This is a genomic window from Xenorhabdus sp. KJ12.1, from assembly GCF_963876495.1.
Lineage (GTDB): Bacteria > Pseudomonadota > Gammaproteobacteria > Enterobacterales > Enterobacteriaceae > Xenorhabdus > Xenorhabdus stockiae.
In genome coordinates, this window is record NZ_CAWNQH010000075.1 from 30,367 (window position 1) to 49,039 (window position 18,673).

An 18,673-nucleotide genomic window follows, 5' to 3' on the forward strand; every position below is an offset into this window, starting at 1 on the left:
ATGCTGCTGACGCACTTATCTGCTCGTCTGCCGGACTATATGCTGCCCGCCAGTTTTACCTTTATGGAGGCTATTCCGCTAACGCTGAACGGCAAAGTGAACCGCAGAGCCTTGCCGGAGCCGGTTTTCGGTGACAGAGAAAATTATGTTGCGCCCCGTAATGCCTTAGAAACCCAGCTTTGTGCTATCTGGCAGGCGGTTTTAGGGCTGGAGCAGATAAGCATCCACGATAATTTCTTCCGCATTGGTGGTGACTCCATTATTAGTCTCCAGTTGGTGTCCAAGCTGCGTCAGGCCGGTTTTTCGCTTCAGGTGAAAACCATTTTTGAGGCACCGACCGTGGCACAATTAGCGGTATTACTGATGCAAACAGCGTCTACTGCCGAAATCTTTGCCGAACAAGGGTTATTGAACGGAGAGTTTGCTTTACTGCCTGTTCAGCAAACCTTCTTTGGCTGGCAGTTAGCTCAGCCCCATCACTGGAATCAGGCCTTTATGATTCAGATCCCCAGCGATATCCAAATCATACAGATTGAACAAGCGCTGGCTGCATTAACTGAGCGGCACGATATGCTGCGCTGTCGTTTTTTCGTTACCAAAAACGGCTATCGCCAGTGTTATTCTGCGGATATTCCGTCTTCACAACCTCGGTTAAAACACCGTGATATCCGTCAGTGCAGTCAGGAAGAACTCCACCAGCAACTTACCCAGTGGCAAAGTGGGTTCAATTATCACAACGGGCCACTCTGGCAGGCCGCCCATCTGACTGGCTATGCTGATGGCAGTACCCGATTATTCTTCGCCTTCCATCATCTGATTATTGATGCGGTGTCCTGGCGGATTATTGCGGAAGATATGCGTTTGCTATTACAGGGAATGCCCCTGCCTGCGAAAACCAGCAGTTATCGCCAATGGGTTGCCGCTGTTCAGCAGTATGCCCGGCAGCATCAACATGAAGTGCCTTACTGGAAACAAGTGCTGGCAGGTAATAACAGCAAACCTACGTTGGATAATCTCATACGCCATCAGCTGGAAATCTCGGCAGAAATGACCGATATCCTGCTACATGAAGCTAACGCAGGTTTTCACACCGAAATTAATGACTTATTGTTGAGTGCGTTGACCGTGGCCTTGCAGGATACCTTCGACAAATCTGTCAACCATATCCTTCTGGAAGGACACGGGCGGGAATCTATTGATAACACAATAGATATTTCCGAAACCGTTGGCTGGTTTACTACTATGTACCCGGTTCGTCTGGAAAATCAGGCAAATATAACCGACACCCTTATCCATACCAAAGAGATGCTGCGCGCTGTGCCAAACAAAGGTATTGGTTACGGCGCATTACAACAGGCGGGTTATCTGAACGATGATTTGCCTGCTATCAGTTTCAACTATCTTGGACAGTTAGGCAGTGCCAGCCATCAGGACTGGTCAATCACCAATGATGATTGCGGAACGATGATAGCCAGCGAAAACGGCGGTCATTCTCTGTTAGGAATTAATGGCGCCGTTCAGGCCGGAAAACTGCGGTTTTATGTCGATTCCCGCCTGCCACAGACTAAGACAGCCCTGTTTACCCGGGCATTTGAGCAGGCACTCAATCACATCATCACCACAGCGCAAAAACAGTCACGAACGGGAGAAATAATGACTCCCAGTGATTACGGTATCAAGGGTGTTTCGCTGGAGCAATTCAACCAGATAACTCACCATTTTGAACATACCAATAATGTCAGTTCACCCCACGACTCCGAAAATGAAACTACTTTGGATTTATAGAAATGTTGACGCTATTTAAAGAACTTAACAAAAATCAGGCATCAGTATGGGTTTATGAAAATAAGTTGAAACTGACATTCACAGGGGAAACGCCCCCTGACCAACTTATTGATCAAGTTAAACAGAAAAAAGAAAACATTCTTAATTTTTTAAATGAAAAAAATATCTTCTCAGTAGAAGACTTTAAACGTTTTATTTCCCTTGAAAATTATGCTGGTAGGCCTGCGACTTCATCCAGCAACAAAAAGATTGAGGCTATTTTCCCTGCCACCAGCTTGCAACAGGGGTTTGTCTATCATTATCTTTCTCAGCCACAGGATGATGCTTATCGCGTACAGCTGCTATTGGATTACCACACCTCTATTGATGTTGACGCTTACCAACAAGCCTGGACACTAGCTTCGCTCTGTTTCCCGATCCTCAGAACCGCCTTTCATTGGGAAGGAGAAATATTACAAATCGTCACAACAGGTGCCAGTATTAATGCGACAAATTTCAGACACGAAGATATTACCCCTTTATCAGAAGAAGAAAAAAACAGGGCGATTGATACGCTCTCACAACATGATCTCTCCCTGCCATTCAATTTACGTCAGCCCGGATTAGCGCGCTTTACCCTGATTAAACAACATCAACAATTGATTACCGTGGTTATCACCCTACACCACAGCATCATTGATGGCTGGAGCTACCCGATTTTATTGCAAACCGTTCATAGCTATTACAACGCACTCGCACAGGGCCGCACACCTGAAATCGTTGTAGATAACACTTATCTGGACGCCCAACAATATTACCGCAATCATCAGACCGATACGGATAGTTATTGGTCTGAGCGTAAGGCCCAATGGCAGGGCACAAACGATTTATCGGCGCTGCTAAGCCACCGGATTGACTTGACCCAGATAAAAATGATCGAAAAACCGGCAGAAAAGCGACTCACTGTGCAGGGTAACGCTTATGAGCAGCTTAAAAACACCTGCCGGAGACACGGAGTGACGCTGAATGTGGCGCTGCAATTTGCCTGGCATAAACTGTTGCACATTTACACCGCTGATGAGCAGACAATTGTCGGCACAACCGTCTCCGGTCGGGATATTCCCGTTGCAGGGATCGAGTCCAGTGTCGGTCTTTATATCAATACGTTGCCTCTGGCTGTGCAGTGGAAACAAACCGACAGCATCGTCGCCGTTTTACAACATATCCAGAAAAATATCGCCGACCTCAACAGCCACAGTGCCGTTTCTCTCGCCAGTCTGCAATCTGACGGAGAACGGTTATTTCACAGCCTGTTAGTGTTTGAAAATTACCCTTCTCCGGTGGCAGACGAGAACCAAACCGGCATCGAACAGACACTGACATTTCGCCGCGCAGTGGAGAAAGTGGATTATCCATTGTCATTGATAGCGTATGAGCAAGGTAACCGTTTAGTCATCAAATTTAATTATGGGAAAGACTGGCTGGAGGACGAACAGGCATTACGCTTGCTGGAGCAGCTTGAACGTATTCTGCACGAAGTCGCCTGTCATCCGGAACAGTCTCATACCGCTATCACCTGTCTCAGTGAGGAAGAGCGTCATACTTTGCTGCACAGTTGGAACCAAACCGATGCGCCTTATCCACAGGACAAAACCCTGCCACAGTTGTTTGAAGCGCAGGCGGCTCAACTTCCTGATGCCATTGCAGTGGAATTTGAAGAACAGGTATTGAGCTATGGGGAACTTAACCGCCGTGCCAATCACCTGGCTCACTATCTGATTACGCTGGGGGTATGCCCTGACGAGCGTGTTGCCATATGTGTTGAACGCAGCCCGGAGATGGTGGTGGGCTTACTCGCCATTCTTAAAGCCGGTGGGGCTTATGTACCACTCGATCCCGCCCTTCCGGGCGAGCGATTGGCTCACATGCTTAGAGATTCGGCCCCCGTAGCTCTACTTACCCAGTCTACTTTTGCACAGGCTCTGGAAGCTTCTCTTCCCTCGGCCAGTCATACCGTATTACTCGATGAACAACCGGCTTATCTCACCGACCAGCCAGCTCATGATCCGGTAGTTCCGGCACTGGCATCTCACCATCTGGCCTATGTGATCTACACTTCCGGCTCCACCGGCTTACCCAAAGGGGTGGAAATGCCGCAGTCCGCGTTATCAAACCTGCTGCACTGGCATCGCCATACGCCTGAACACCCTACGACCGCCGGAAAAACCCTGCAATTTGCAGCACTGGGTTTTGATGTTGCGTTTCAGGAAATCTTTACCACGCTGTGTGAAGGCGGCTGTCTGGTGTTAATTAGTGAAGCCCTACGCCGGGAGCCTCAGCAGCTCCTTAAATTGGTTCAGCAAAAACAGATTGAGCGAATCTTTCTGCCTTATGTTGCTCTCCAGCATTTTGCTGAGTCCGTCAACCTCAATGAAGAAAACGATCTTTCCTGCCTGAAACATATTATTACCGCCGGTGAACAATTACGTATCACCCCCGCCATTCAGCGTCTACTACGACACGCTCGTCATTGCCGGTTACATAATCATTACGGCCCGACAGAAAGTCACGTGGTAACGTCATACACGCTGGACAATGAGACTGAGCACTGGCCAACGTTACCACCGATCGGGCGCCCGATAGCCAACACGCAAATCTATATTCTTGACCCGCATGGTCAGCCGGTACCGTGGGGAGTCACCGGCGAAATTTATATCGCCGGAAAAGGCGTTGCCCGCGGGTATCTCAATCGCCCTGAATTAACGGCTGAACGTTTCCTGGGCTGCCCGTTCTCTAACGAGCCGGGAGCACTCATGTACAAAACCGGTGATTTGGGTCGCTGGCTGCCCGATGGCAATATTGACTATCTCGGTCGCAACGATTTTCAGGTTAAAATTCGCGGCTTCCGTATTGAACTGGGCGAAATTGAAAGTGCGCTGATGGCCTATTCACAGATCAAACAGGCGGTCGTGATTGACCATGAGCATCAGGGTCATAAGGTACTGGCGGCGTATCTGGTTACCGAGGACACTGTCTCCGATGATATGTTGCTTGCGCACTTATCTGATCGCCTGCCAGACTATATGCTGCCCACCAGTTTTACTTTTATGGACGCTATTCCGCTAACGCTGAACGGCAAAGTCAACCGCAGAGCCTTGCCCGAGCCGGTTTTCGGGAACAGAGACAGTTATGTCGCACCCCGCAATGTGCTGGAAACCCAACTGTGCGCTATCTGGCAGGCAGTTTTAGGGCTGGAGCGGGTGGGTATTGAAGATAACTTCTTCCGTATCGGCGGCAATTCTCTGCTGGCGATTAAACTCACTTCGGCAATACGCCATAAAATGGCCGTTGATATTCCGTTAAATATCTTATTCAGTTGCAAGTGCATTGCTTTATTATCCCAATGGCTGGTAACGGATAATAAAAAAATCAGTTTACTTAATTTCCTAACACCAGAGTCAATGGCAACGGATAAACTATTTATGATTCATCCCGCTAATGGCGGTAGTGAATCTTATGTTACTCTGGCAAATACACTAGCGGATAACTACAACTGCATTGGTATCGATAATTACAATCTCAGTACAGATAACCAAATAGATTCATTACAAAAATTAGCTAATATTTATATGCAGCTAATTATGGCTGAAACCTCTATTAATCAACCTATCCGGATCTTAGGCTGGTCATTAGGTGGACAGTTAGCGATGGAAATTGCCTATCAATTAGAACAGATTGGCGTACAAAAAATCCAGTTGTTCTTATTAGATACGGTAATTAACGACGCTGAGACTAAAATACTTAGAAATAACATTGAAATATCAAATATAAACCTATTACTCACTGATAAACTACAGAAAATGGGTGCCAGTGAAACCTATATCAATAAAGTATTGGAGGCTGTACCATTTGAATACAAAATAGCTGATTGTGACTTAAGCGGAATATTAAAACATACAAATATTACGCTATTCAAAGCAGGTGAAATCAATCCTGACTATAATGACTCTTCGCATGTAGAGTTGACTAAATCAATCATAAAAGTGACTGATAATAATATTTCTCAATGGGTAATTAATCCATTAGAAATTAAGCTATTAAAAAACCACCATCATAATAATATTCTTGAATGTACTTCTGTTATTCGCAAGGAAATAATTAATGCATTAGGAATTAAGGAATAGGCATTAATATAAACTAATTTGGTGGCGATTATGAGGCTGGTATTACCAGCCTCTTGTTCGATAAAATGTCCAGTCATATAGCTCTTTGTATTGTTTGAATATTCTACGCGAATAATTTTTCCACTATGTTCAATACTACCTTTATATCTATTTTTCTACGTTGGTATAAATAATTTAGTCAGTATCTATTTCATGATGATAAAACTATATTCTTCAATAATTTTTCTCTTTAAGGTCTTCTTTAGCATTGGCATAGGGTACAGTTGTCACACTAAATATATATATACCGATAATAAAGTATTTATTTCCATATTATCTCTTCTACAAGTTTGATGTTTCCATATTGTATTCAATATGTTAATTAATTGATTACATCAAACTGTTATATTAAATAAACAAAAAATTGTTACTGTTATATGTTAAATATCCATGCTTTACTCATTCGTACTTTTTCATTGGTTTTTCTTATAACAAATAGAATGAGGTAACTATGTTCGGGTTAACTGCCCTTGAACTTGCAAGGATACAATTCGCATTTACCGTTTCTTTTCATATTATCTTTCCCGCTATTACGATAGGTTTAGCCAGTTTTCTTGCTCTGCTGGAAGGCTTATGGCTGAAAACACGTAATACAGACTACAAAACGCTATACCACTTCTGGGCAAAAATCTTTGGCATTAATTTTGGTATGGGCGTGGTTTCCGGTTTAGTCATGGCCTACCAGTTCGGCACTAACTGGAGTTTTTTCTCTGAGTTTGCCGGAAGCATCACCGGCCCTTTGCTCGTTTATGAAGTGCTTACCGCGTTTTTCCTTGAGGCCGGTTTTCTTGGCGTTATGCTGTTCGGCTGGAATCGGGTGGGTGAAAAACTCCATTTTTTCGCCACCTGCATGGTGGCACTCGGTACAATTATCTCTACATTTTGGATACTGGCATCCAATAGCTGGATGCAGACGCCACAAGGCCATGAAATTATTGATAACCAGATTGTTCCCGTAGATTGGCTGGCCGTTATCTTCAACCCCTCTTTTCCTTATCGTTTGCTGCATATGGGAACAGCAGCATTTCTCGCTTCTGCGTTCTTTATTGCCGCTTCCGCTGCCTGGCATTTGCTGAAAGGCAATGATTCGTCCGCCATGAAAAAAATGCTGTCAATGGCGATGTGGCTGATTCTGATCATTGCTCCGTTACAGGCGTTTATCGGTGATTTACATGGTCTGAATACCCTGAAACATCAGCCTGCCAAAGTTGCTGCGATGGAAGGCCATTGGGAAAACCATCCCGGCGAAGCCACTCCGCTCATTCTATTCGGTATTCCCGACCAAGCAGCAGAAGAGACCCGTTACGCCATCAAAATTCCCTACCTTGCCAGTATTATCTTGACACACAGCATTGATAAACAGGTTCCGGCATTAAAAGAATTTGCACCAGAAGATCGTCCTAATGCTTTTATGGTGTTCTGGTCATTCCGGGTGATGGTCGGACTGGGATTATTAATGATTCTGGCGGGAGTCTGGGGGTTGTGGCTGCGCTATAAAAAACGGTTGTACCAGAGCCGGGCGTTTCTCCGCTTTATGCTTCTGATGGCACCTTCCGGTCTGATTGCCATACTCGCCGGATGGTTCACCACGGAAATCGGCCGTCAACCGTGGGTTGTCTATGGCCTGATGCGCACGAAAGATGCGGTATCTGCTCATGGCGAATTCCATATGAGCATCAGCCTGCTTATCTTCTTTATCGTCTACGGCGCTGTTTTCGGGACTGGTTATGCTTATATGATGAAACTGATCCGTAAAGGCCCCAATAAGGAGTTAACAAATGGGTATTGATCTTCCTCTAATCTGGTTCCTGATTATCATCTTCAGTACCATGATGTATATCGTGATGGATGGCTTTGATCTTGGTATAGGTATCTTATATCCCATGATTAAGGGGCAGGCAGATCGTGATTTAATGATGAATTCTGTTGCCCCCGTCTGGGATGGTAACGAAACCTGGCTGGTGTTGGGTGGCGCAGGTCTATTCGGTGCTTTTCCTCTGGCCTATGCGGTGATTCTGGATGCGCTGGCAATTCCATTAACTCTTATGTTATTAGGGCTGATATTCCGCGGCGTAGCGTTCGAGTTCCGTTTCAAATCCGCGCCAAAACATCAGCCGATTTGGGATAAAGCATTTATTGCCGGTTCAATCATTGCGACTTTTATACAGGGTGTCGTCGTCGGGGCTGTTATTGAAGGCTTTCCTGTAGAAAATCGTACCTATATTGGTGGGAGCTTCGATTGGCTTTCACCCTTTCCGTTATTTTGCGGTTTTGGTCTGCTTATCGCTTATGGGCTACTGGGATGTGGCTGGCTGGTGATGAAAACCGAAGGGCATTTGCAGAAAAAAATGCTCAGGCTTCTGCGTCCATTAACTTTACTGATGCTGGTAATCATCACTATCGTCAGTGTCTGGACACCGCTTTCTCAGCCAGCTATTGCTGATCGCTGGTTTAGTCTGCCTAACCTGTTTTTCTTTCTGCCTGTGCCATTACTGGTTTTATGGTCAGGCTGGAAACTGCTGGTTGCGAACCAGAATGGCGGTCATTACACGCCGTTTTTAGCAGCATTATTACTCGTATTCATGGGGTTCAGCGGGTTAGGGATCAGCATCTGGCCAAATATCATTCCCCCTTTTATCAGCTACGAAGAGGCTGCATCTCCTCCTGAGTCTCTGGGTTTTATGCTTGTCGGTGCACTATTTATCATCCCAATAATATTGACTTATACCTATTGGAGTTATTATGTCTTCCGAGGAAAAATCACCCATGAACAAGGCTACCACTAACACAGAACATTCACATTCTCCGCTATGGAAACGATTGGGCTGGATGATAACTATCTGGTGTTGTAGTGTATTAACGCTTTATGCCGTCTCGACTTTATTCCGTTTCTTAATGACAGCAGCCGGAATGAAGGTTAAGTAATTATTCATTTTCTGCCTGATTTTATTAGAACATAATCAATAGCAATATTTTTATATTAGATATTTGATTTAGTTATTCGGATTCTTTCTACAAATATTTAACGGCTTCATAATTGCAACATAATATAGAAAGCAATAAATGAAGCCGTTTTGTTGAGCTACATATCCTTCACCCTTTCAATTACTCTTCTGAGCAATCTTTATTCTCAATTAGACTGGAGAACTATAAGCCTGCAATGCTTTTTGACATAACTTAGAGCGCACACAATCTTCCTGAGAAAAATGAATTACACCAATTGCTTCATCATTAAAAAAACGTTCCAGCGCATCTGCCAGCCCTGATTTGGTGCTGTCCGGTAAATCGCACTGGCTGATATCTCCATTCACAATAACAGTTACGTTTTCTCCCAACCGGGTTAAAAACATTTTCATTTGATTAATCGTCACATTTTGTGCTTCATCAAGGATCACAAACGCATTTTCAAATGTCCTGCCACGCATATAAGCAAAAGGAGCTATCTCAACTTTTCCAATTTCAGGACGAAGACAGTATTGCAAAAACGATGCGCCCATACGTTTTAATAACACCTCATAAACTGGGCGGAAATATGGCGCAAACTTTTCTGCCACATCGCCCGGCAGATAACCCAAGTCTTCTTCCGCCTGCAATACCGGACGTGTCACGATGATTTTATCAACCTCTTTATTAATCAGTGCATCTGCTGCCATTGCTGTACTGATAAACGTTTTGCCACAACCCGCTTCACCATCAGCAATAACCAATTGTTTATTCTTAATAGCGCGCATGTAACGGTACTGCACTTCATTGCGTGGGCGAATTTCAGAGGTATCCCTGTTTTCACGTGCCATTCCAATCGCTTCTACTCCGCCAATCTGTACTAATGAGGTAACATTATTATCATTGCGATAACGAGACTGACGCATATCTTTTTTTAGCATTCTCCTGACTTCGCGGCGAGATTTCATCACTGCTTTTTGTCTACTCATAGTCGCACACCTTATCGTTGGCTTCACACTTGCGGTGTTCTATCACCGATATAGAATAACTGCGTTATATTGAATAGAAGTGAGCTCCCTTTTCAGCTCATTAAGACCCATAAAAAAACCGGTGATGAGACAACCGCCTTTCTGTTGGCAGTTCGGTCTTCATCACCGGTTCACTTCCTGACTGAATTGTAATTGTTTCAGTATCTGTCATCGGCATTCCTCGCATATCCGCTTTACCGTAACCAGACTAAATTTAGCGGACTATGATGTCAGTATAATGACAATTTTTTATTTATGACAAGGTAACAATTTAAATTTTACTGAAACATTTTTTAACTTTTGATTGATAAATCACAAAGCAATAAAAACATAAAATAACAACTCAGCCAGTGTTAATTATTTTTTACAATTAGCGGCCAAATGATACCCGGCTTTCTGGGCTTCAGATTCTGAACGAAAATAAACCGCATTTTTCTCTGACGTGGTTTTATACCCTGAGCAATGAGAAAGATGATATATCATGCTATTTTTATTCCCTTTAATCGCTTCATTTTCAGCGGATTTAGCTGTTGATTTAGTCACTGAAACCGGTTCTGATACTGACCGTGCAGCATTTACATTTCGGCTATCAGTTTGCCCGGTAATCCCCTGACCTGAATTTTTATGCCCTAACTGCCACTTTTTGCTTCCAGTAACGAATGGATTGTGGTGCCCCATAATCCGGGCGATACGATTATCTCTTTCACGCTCCCAGGCTTCCACAGGATATTGCCGATCCCAGGCCATCATTAACTGCTGCTGCTGACGCGACATTGTCAGGTTATAGCGATCATGCATATAGAAATAAACTCTGGCCACCATACCTTTCACTTTGTCACGCGGCTCAAACAAACGTGATTTAAAATCAACTTTACTACTACAGGCACCATACATGTTGGGCAGATTTCTGGCAGCCATTCCATACCCTAAATTGCTGCGATCCCCGTTTACTTCACCAATAGAAGGGGCCAGATTATGCAGATCCGATTCTATTACACGAAATGCCGGGTCACTATCAACACAGTTTTTTCTCCCGCCATTCTGCCAACATTGTCTCTGATGACCGAATACCCATGCTGGCACAATATGCTCCCACTCGATGCGTTCAGCTCGATTCTGCTGCGACCTTACATGATAGTTACATGAAGGTAAGTCAACGCGTCCACCACTTTTACCAACCCATTGCCAATCGCAGCCACAATACAAAGTACCAATACCTGACTTTTCCAGCCCAGCATAAACATATTTTCGCGATTCGACTTTAGCCTGCTCAAAGTTGGCCGGGGCACTCCATGCGTTAAAAGATACAATAAACCCAAAAAATAAAAGATAATTTGCCCAAAGGCGAATATTATTGCTCAAAATAATACCTATTTACTTGTTGTATAATACCAATCTGTTATCCTGCCTGAATAGACAAATAAATGACACATTTTTTATGTTTCAAATCTTGCTTAATTTTTATTACAGTGCCAGTTTGTTATTTTAGTTTGTCAAAACTAATATCACTTAATTCATCGAATAAGTTAATTTATTACAACTTTAAAGGCTCAAATACCTTGTTTATTAAGCTATTGCACTCAATTTATTTGGGTAAAATTAAATCAACTTTAGAATATTTAATACCATAAATGACAATTAACACTAAAATTGAACAGCTTGAACACGAGCTACTGGATGTTGTGAAAAAATATTCAGGAAATGAAGAAGTTACAATTAACACAATTAATACTTCAGAAAATAACTTACAAATTCAGGTTATCATCGCAGGTAAAAATCAGTTAGATATTACTTTAAATTCATTTTCTGATGAACAATGACTACATTACATGTCTGAAAAATAAGCAAAGGGAACCATCGTTGAATTAATGGCTCCCTTTATTGCTAATCTGTTAAGATTAATTAATACTTAAAACTGACATAATAAAAGTTAAGCGATATTAAAGTTATAATAAACGATATTATTTCCTAAACCCCAAATCATCATCCTGTTCATCACCGATGATCTTTCTGGTCAGTTCATAACAGTGGGTAATTTTTCCTTCGCTAAGCAGGAATCTGGCAAATACTTCAAATTCCGCATGAGTTCCATCTTTTTTGACTACCTTGACTAAGTGATGGGTATGAACATTATTTCCATTTTCTGCTACGGATAAAATATTAATATTCGTACTTATTAAAGCTTCTTTTAATACGTTAATATGTGAAACAAAATCATTGAAGAGAAGCTCATTGCCATTGGCTACCTGAATATAATCATGAGAAAAATAGCTTTCAATATCTGAAGTAGTAACATTATCTGTTTCAAGCATATATTTTAAAGCACTTACCACAACAGTAGAATAAGACATAGTATACCCTTCCATAAACATAAGAAAAAATAATATTTACTGCCATTGACTATTAACCCCGCCAGATAAAAATATCTGACGGGGTTAATAAATATTGGTGCAACTTAGCTTAACGAACAACTAATACGGAAATATTCGCGTACCCCACAATCCCCGATGCGTTAGAACCCAGTAGATGAGTTGAAATATCAGGCCTGCGTGAACCGACAATGATCAGATCAGCCCCGATTTCACGGGCAGTAGAGAGTACTTTATCTCTTGGTGAGCCAAAGGCGACGGAAAATGATACTTTATCCTTCGGTAAGTTGATTTTTTCTACAACTTTCTTGAGTTCCTCTTCGGAATTTGCAATGGCTTTTTTCGCAAAGGCGCTCAGTAAATCATAATGATAGCTATAGCTTACAGAAAATCTCGAAATATCAGGCACCGAGTGAAACAGATGAACCTTTGCATCAGAAATTTTTGCCAAAAACTCCGCATGCTTGAGTGCATTGTCAGTCAGGTGATCTTCAGCAATATCTATTGGAACCAAAATCGTTTTATACATATTTACTCCCCTGTAATCGAATATTTCCCATCGTTTTCCAAGCCGTAGCTTTTTTTGGCTGCATCTTGAAATGCGTGGGGTATAGCCGCCATACCATTACGTTTTTACAATTAGTGAAACCACAACAAAAACCACTAATAACCGCTAAGCTGCAACAGTTAATTCAGATAACTACCTCACAACCAATACGGACGTCTTCGCATATCTGACGACTGCCGCAGAGTTGGAGCCCAGTAAATGAGTAGTAATATTCGGCCGCCTTGAACCAATCACAATAAGATCAGCGCCCAGCTCATCAGCCGTGGCAGTGATTTCATCTCTTGGTGAACCAAAAGCAATAGAGTAACTAATACGCTCAGCAGGTAGATCAATGGAAGCAACCAGCTTGCCCAGATCCTTCTCAGCAGTAATAGTCGCTTTATCTTTAATTTCCATATAGCCTAATGCGTAAGCATTAATAATCGCGGATGAAATGGGTAATACATGTAAAATATGTAATTTAGCACCTGTTTCTCTGGCTATGTTAAGCGCGCAGTGAACAGCTTTGCTTGTCAGTTCATCCTCAGAGATATCTACCGGTAATAAAATAGTTCTGTACATAATGCACGCTCCTATTAACTCAACTACCTAAATTAGCTGATTCTACGAGTATATTAAGATCCGGTACTACTTACTGTGAGTTGTCTAACAACTCAACATCTTAGGGTTAAACCAGGCTAATAAACAAATAGTTATATTCAGTGGATTTCAATATATATTGGGGTTCTATATCCCCCCAGCCTGCAATATATTGTATTAACGAAATCAGTTTAGCCTAAAAAATAAAACAAAAAAGGTGCTGATATGCAGCACCTTTTTAAATATAAATTAGGTTAATCTTTTTTCTCTAACGGAAAAGGAGCCGGGTGTTTTGTATTGTAGTTAAAGGTATACATGGCTGTGATGACCATCATAGCCACCAGCGTCCAGACAACTTCTTTTGCTCCTGTACCCACTACAGCCCAGATACAGTAAACAAAGGCGATGAATGTAACCGCAATATAACGCCCTTTTTCCTGACCAAAATGACCGTGACCAAGTAACAATAATGCCGCACAGGTATACAGATAAGGTATCAGGGTAAAAATCACTGAAACAGATGAAACCAGACTGAACTCTTTTGCCGCATTAGGAGAGATACTGCTGAATTGGACAACAGTCATTAAAACACCCAGTATCAACAGACCTACCACCGGCGTTCCTGCTTTGTTCACTTTGGCAAAGACTTTAGGAAATAAACCATCATCAGCTGCGGCTTTTGCCGTCTGACCAGCAAGCAATGTCCATCCCCCCAATGACCCCAAACAGCCTGCTGCTGCACAGAATGCAACGATTGCGCCGGCTGTATCCCCCAGCGCCAAACGGGCAGCATCACCAAATGGCGAAGATGAAATAACCAGACTCGCGTTCGGGATCATCCCCATAATCACACTGCTGGATAAGACATAACACATAGCAGCAATTAACACGCCACCAATCGTGGCAATCGGTACATTTCGTTTGGGATTTTTAACTACACCAGCAGCAACTGAGGCACTTTCAACACCGATGAAAGACCATAATGTTACGTTTAAGGTACTTTGAATGGCGCTAAACGTGTTCATGCCGCTAACGTTCCAGGCATCCATATAGGTTGAACCGTTGAACCAAAACCAGCCAAATACAGCAACGGCGACAATCGGGATCAGAGCCAGAGTTGTCGCAACCGCCTGAACTCGGGTAATGACATGAGGCCCAATAATATTCAGGAAAACAAATATCCACAGTATTGCTATACAGGTAAATGTTGAAATAACCGGATCTTTCAGAATGGGGAAAAAGTAGCTGATATAGCCTACTCCAATCACAACCATCGCGATATTACCAATCCAGCAGGCCAGCCAGTAAAGGACGTTAGTCTGATAACCTAAAAATGGCCCGAAAGCTCTCCTTGCATAAGCATAAGAACCGCCCGGGCTATCATCCAGCGAAGAAATCTTGGCATAGACAATGGATAACCCGACGGCACCAATGATGGTAACCAGCCATCCAAGAATCGCTATTCCTCCTGTTGCCGCCAGACTCGCCGGCAGTAGAAAAACACCCGATCCCATGATATTTCCCGCTACCATTAATGTAACGGGGATCAAACCCACTTTTGTTGATTCCGCAACTGTAGCCATAATTTATTTTCCCTTACGCTTTACGCACATAACGTGGTAGATACCATTAATGATTTCCGTCCCTTCCGTTTCATGCTCAAAGCCGGGAAATTCATGATCCCATTTTTGCAATGCATGCAGATAGCTAATCTGCGGACTATTTTTATCACCGAAGTTTTCCCCTGACATCAGCATAGGAATACCGGGTGGATAAGGAATAATTGAGTTCGCGGCAATACGATGAGGAAGTTTATCGAGCGCGACCAATTCCACATCATTGGTCACAATCGCCTGATAGGCTGCCCTAGGTATCATGTCAACTTCAGGCAGCATCGCGTATGCCTGATTCAGTTTCTCACCGGGGTTATTTTTGTGTAAGTAAGCGAACATTTTGTCGCCTAGATCTCTTACTCCTGACGTGCTATAGACATCCGGATAGTCGTGGACTAAATCAGGAAATACCTTACTCAAAGGCGTATTAGCATCATAATGATGTTTAAATGAAAGCAGGGTATTAAGTAATGTGCCCCATTTCCCTTTGGTAATTCCCATTGAAAACAGGAACATGATCTGAAAATCTGTAGTACGCGTCGGAACTATACCATGCTGGCTTAACCATGCTGTCACCAGTGCTGCCGGCACCCCCTGTTTCAATAACTTGCCGTTGTCTCCCATACCCGGAGTGAGAATACTGACTTTAATTGGATCAAGCATACTCCAGTCATTCGGCAGATCTTCAAACCCATGCCAACTGTCACCGGGGTTCATCGTCCAGCAGCTCTGTTTTGTGGTCAGCAAATCCCGCGGAGCATCTGCAAAAAGCATTTTCTTGCCTGTGGCAGGATCTGTCACTTGCTCCTGATTCCACGGTTTAAAGAACCAGTCACCTTTTTTACTGAAATCCCGATACAAACGTGCTAATGCCTGACGAAAATCGACTGCTTCTTCAATAACTTCCTGAGTAAGCGAATAACCACTGTTACCGTCCATCATTGAAGTAGCAATATCATTTGAAGCACAGATCGCATACAGAGGTGACGTTGTCGCATGCATCATATAGGCTTGGTTAAATCTTGAAAAATCTATCGGATTACGGCCATCTCGCACATGGATAAAAGAGGCCTGTGATAGTGCATTCAAGAGTTTATGGGATGAATGTGTAGCAAAAACGGTTGGCCCTTTATGTGTTTTTGGGTCACCCCGCATGGCATAATGGTCATGATAGACAGGATTAAAACGAGCATAACCATACCATGCTTCATCAAAATGAATTCTATCAACGCTTTTATCCAGCAGGTTTGGTACATGTTTGGCGTTATAACAAACGCCATCATAAGTACAGTTTGTCACCACAGTGTAGACAGGTTTTTTCTTCACCATATCTTTGGTCAGCGGGTTCTGTTTCAGCTTTTTCTGGAGTGTTTTTGTCTCCATTTCCTGCGGATAAATCGGGCCGATAATACCGTATCGATTACGGCTTGGTAGCATATAAACCGGCTTTGCGCCTGTCAGGATCAGCCCCTGTTCAATGGATTTATGACAGTTACGGTCAATAATGACGATATCATCTTCTGTCATACAGGCCTGCATAATAGTTCGGTTAGAACCCGATGTTCCGACTACAACAGAATACGAATGATCGGCACCAAACACTCTGGCTGTATTTTTTTCACTCTCGCCGAATGCTCCGGTGTGATCCAACAATGACCCCAAAGAAGATCGTTCAATTCCCATATCAGAGCGAAAAAGATTTTCTCCATAATAATCATGATAAATACGACCAACAGGCGTTTTATTAAAACCTACTCCTCCCTGATGCCCCGGTGCAGCCCATGAATATTCATAGATTTTTCTGTAATTCATCAAAGCTGACATTAATGGCGGCAATAATTGCTGACGATAACGGTGCATCGCAGCAATAGCCCTGCCCGTAATAAAATCTGAGGAATCTTCAAGTATCCATGCGAATTCAGTTAATTGTTCCAACATCGCATGGTCCAGTAAAAAGACCGCCTTTTCCCGATCACTTAATAAGAATACCGGTACATCTTCCTGACGCTCAAATAACTTATTCAGTAATTTTTGGATCTGCTGATATAAATCATCATCCATCAATGCACAACTAACCATTAAGCAATCAATGGGTTCATTAGCGGCAATTATCGTATAGCTATCATCAAAAGAGTCCGCAATAACAACTTCAACATCCCGTTCAATTAATTTATCTGCCAAGCGATGTATTGCGTTTTCAATATAATGACTATGATGCTTTGTACCCACCTCATTTTTTGCTATCAATACCTTCATGACGTTTTTCCTTATTCTATCTTTTCTGCCGCATGTTTACGGTAGATTTGGCAATTATCTTCCCGAAAGGAGACGTCAAGAACCCAATGAAGGTTATTCTCGATTTGCCAATGGTGGCGTACTGCCTGGGCAAAAGCTTCTTCCGTTAACGCCGCTGAACTGATGTAATATCGATACTCCAAACTGGCTGGCTTTCCTTTTTCTTGTCGATAACCGACTACAACACCGAGGGTTTTTAATTCTGGCCACTCCGGAAAACGGGCTGTCAAAGAGCCTGCGCTCATGATATGACTTTCCCTGATTTCTATGCGTCCATGCCCTTGCTCTATTTTAACTTTTTCTCTTTTGGCGGGGACTGAAAGTTGGTTGGCCAATGCATCCTTAACGGCACGCTGGAGGGTAGGTTGGTTATCCTTCACACTGAGGAAATAGTCAGCCCCTGCATCAATAATTTCTTGGGCTATCTGAGTTTGGCATCCCATGGCATCAATAGAAATAAGTGCGCCTTTTAGCTCCAACAGCTTAATCAATTCAGGGATCGCGGTAATTTCATTGGATTTTAGTTGGGTCCTGACCTGACCAAGAACCAGTTTGTTGGCGGTAGCATAAGCGCTCACCAGATGGAGGGTTGAATAGCGATCTTCACGGTTGTACGAGCCACGTAATACTTTGCCATCAATGGCGATCAACTCCCCTTGAGTCAATTGATGAACTGACTGCATCCAGTTGATAAATCAGTAATTAAACTGTTCGGGTTTAATGTGAGCGATAACCCGGGCAATGGTATCATCCACAGGAACGCCCTCTTTAAGCATGCCTTGTTTTATAAACCATTCATGATGACCTTCGGCATATTCCTGAATATCACTCCAACCTTCCGCCCCGGCAATCACCGCACACAGCGAGGCAAACAAGATGTCAAATAAAGGGTAAGTGACTTTGGCTGTTTGGCGAGGATCTTCAATCTCAGAGAAATGTTCGGTGAAAATGTCAAAGTGCATGGTTTTTTCTCTCAAAAAGAGAGTATAAGATCACAGCTATCCTTTCGGAGCAATCGATTTATTTTTGACTGAAAAACGTTCGCGATCTTGCCCTGCTCTTGAAGCACCCCATAAAATCGTAAAAATACGAACTGGAGAAAATCAGACATGGCTTACTATAGTATAGAAAAATGCTCCTAGTACTACAGTCGTAACCGGCATTGTGTCATGATAGCTATCTTCTTTCTTCTTCATCCTAAGGGAGGTGCCCTATGGCCTCACCTGTCAATCTCTGGGAACAGGCGCTTCTGCTGGCTCATTCCCGTCTGATCCCATTATTTTGCTCTGCA

General features: G+C 43.1%; 13 protein-coding genes and 1 pseudogene. 6 read left to right on the top strand and 8 right to left on the bottom strand.

What is annotated here, in order from left to right; genetic code table 11:
- The 5 genes from AACS92_RS13220 to AACS92_RS13240 form a co-directional block, all read left to right on the top strand.
- A partial coding sequence (locus AACS92_RS13220) for a condensation domain-containing protein (protein ID WP_241538007.1) occupies positions 1 to 1,785 on the top strand: 1,785 nt, incomplete at its 5' end.
- A gap of 2 nt (positions 1,786 to 1,787) precedes the next feature.
- Positions 1,788 to 5,948, top strand: a complete 4,161-nt coding sequence (locus tag AACS92_RS13225) for a non-ribosomal peptide synthetase (protein WP_099111429.1) — start codon at positions 1,788 to 1,790, stop codon at positions 5,946 to 5,948.
- Positions 5,949 to 6,438: 490 nt separating this feature from the next.
- Positions 6,439 to 7,776, top strand: a complete 1,338-nt coding sequence (locus tag AACS92_RS13230) for a cytochrome ubiquinol oxidase subunit I (protein ID WP_099111430.1) — start codon at positions 6,439 to 6,441, stop codon at positions 7,774 to 7,776.
- On the top strand, positions 7,766 to 8,773 hold the full coding sequence (gene cydB, locus AACS92_RS13235) for a cytochrome d ubiquinol oxidase subunit II (protein WP_099111431.1): 1,008 nt from the start codon (positions 7,766 to 7,768) through the stop codon (positions 8,771 to 8,773). The genes AACS92_RS13230 and cydB overlap by 11 nt, the downstream gene beginning before the upstream one ends.
- Entirely contained in the window at positions 8,754 to 8,912 is a 159-nt protein-coding gene (locus AACS92_RS13240; RefSeq protein ID WP_169926615.1) for a DUF2474 domain-containing protein, read from the top strand. The genes cydB and AACS92_RS13240 overlap by 20 nt, the downstream gene beginning before the upstream one ends.
- 209 nt (positions 8,913 to 9,121) lie before the next feature.
- Here AACS92_RS13240 and phoH read toward each other — a convergent pair whose 3' ends face one another.
- Both phoH and AACS92_RS13250 read right to left on the bottom strand, forming a co-directional pair.
- Positions 9,122 to 9,919, bottom strand: coding sequence for a phosphate starvation-inducible protein PhoH (gene phoH / locus AACS92_RS13245; protein WP_099111433.1), 798 nt, complete (start codon positions 9,917 to 9,919; stop codon positions 9,122 to 9,124).
- Between the two features lie 396 nt (positions 9,920 to 10,315).
- Positions 10,316 to 11,320, bottom strand: coding sequence for an endonuclease (locus tag AACS92_RS13250; RefSeq protein ID WP_099111434.1), 1,005 nt, complete (start codon positions 11,318 to 11,320; stop codon positions 10,316 to 10,318).
- 269 nt (positions 11,321 to 11,589) lie between these two features.
- On the opposite strand from AACS92_RS13250, the gene AACS92_RS13255 reads away from it, so the two are divergent.
- Positions 11,590 to 11,778 carry a hypothetical protein gene (locus tag AACS92_RS13255; protein WP_099111435.1) on the top strand — a complete coding sequence of 63 codons (189 nt, stop codon included), beginning with the start codon at positions 11,590 to 11,592 and terminating at the stop codon, positions 11,776 to 11,778.
- Between the two features lie 141 nt (positions 11,779 to 11,919).
- Here AACS92_RS13255 and AACS92_RS13260 read toward each other — a convergent pair whose 3' ends face one another.
- The 6 genes and pseudogenes from AACS92_RS13260 to AACS92_RS13285 form a co-directional block, all read right to left on the bottom strand.
- The gene (locus AACS92_RS13260) at positions 11,920 to 12,309 is read right to left on the bottom strand and encodes a hypothetical protein (RefSeq protein ID WP_099111436.1); all 390 of its coding nucleotides are present in this window, start codon (positions 12,307 to 12,309) and stop codon (positions 11,920 to 11,922) included.
- Positions 12,310 to 12,418: 109 nt separating this feature from the next.
- A complete protein-coding gene (locus tag AACS92_RS13265) occupies positions 12,419 to 12,856 on the bottom strand; it encodes a universal stress protein (RefSeq protein ID WP_099111437.1) in 438 nt (145 codons plus the stop codon).
- Between the two features lie 171 nt (positions 12,857 to 13,027).
- Positions 13,028 to 13,456, bottom strand: coding sequence for a universal stress protein (locus tag AACS92_RS13270; RefSeq protein ID WP_099111438.1), 429 nt, complete (start codon positions 13,454 to 13,456; stop codon positions 13,028 to 13,030).
- Between the two features lie 272 nt (positions 13,457 to 13,728).
- Positions 13,729 to 15,057: an arginine/agmatine antiporter gene (adiC, locus tag AACS92_RS13275; protein WP_099111439.1), complete on the bottom strand. Its 1,329-nt coding sequence runs from the start codon at positions 15,055 to 15,057 to the stop codon at positions 13,729 to 13,731.
- 3 nt (positions 15,058 to 15,060) lie between these two features.
- A complete protein-coding gene (adiA, locus tag AACS92_RS13280; protein ID WP_099111440.1) occupies positions 15,061 to 17,343 on the bottom strand; it encodes an arginine decarboxylase in 2,283 nt (760 codons plus the stop codon).
- Between the two features lie 17 nt (positions 17,344 to 17,360).
- Positions 17,361 to 18,344 (bottom strand): annotated as a pseudogene (locus tag AACS92_RS13285) (ISAs1 family transposase); the annotation flags it as partial.
- Between the last annotated feature and the right edge of the window lie 329 nt (positions 18,345 to 18,673).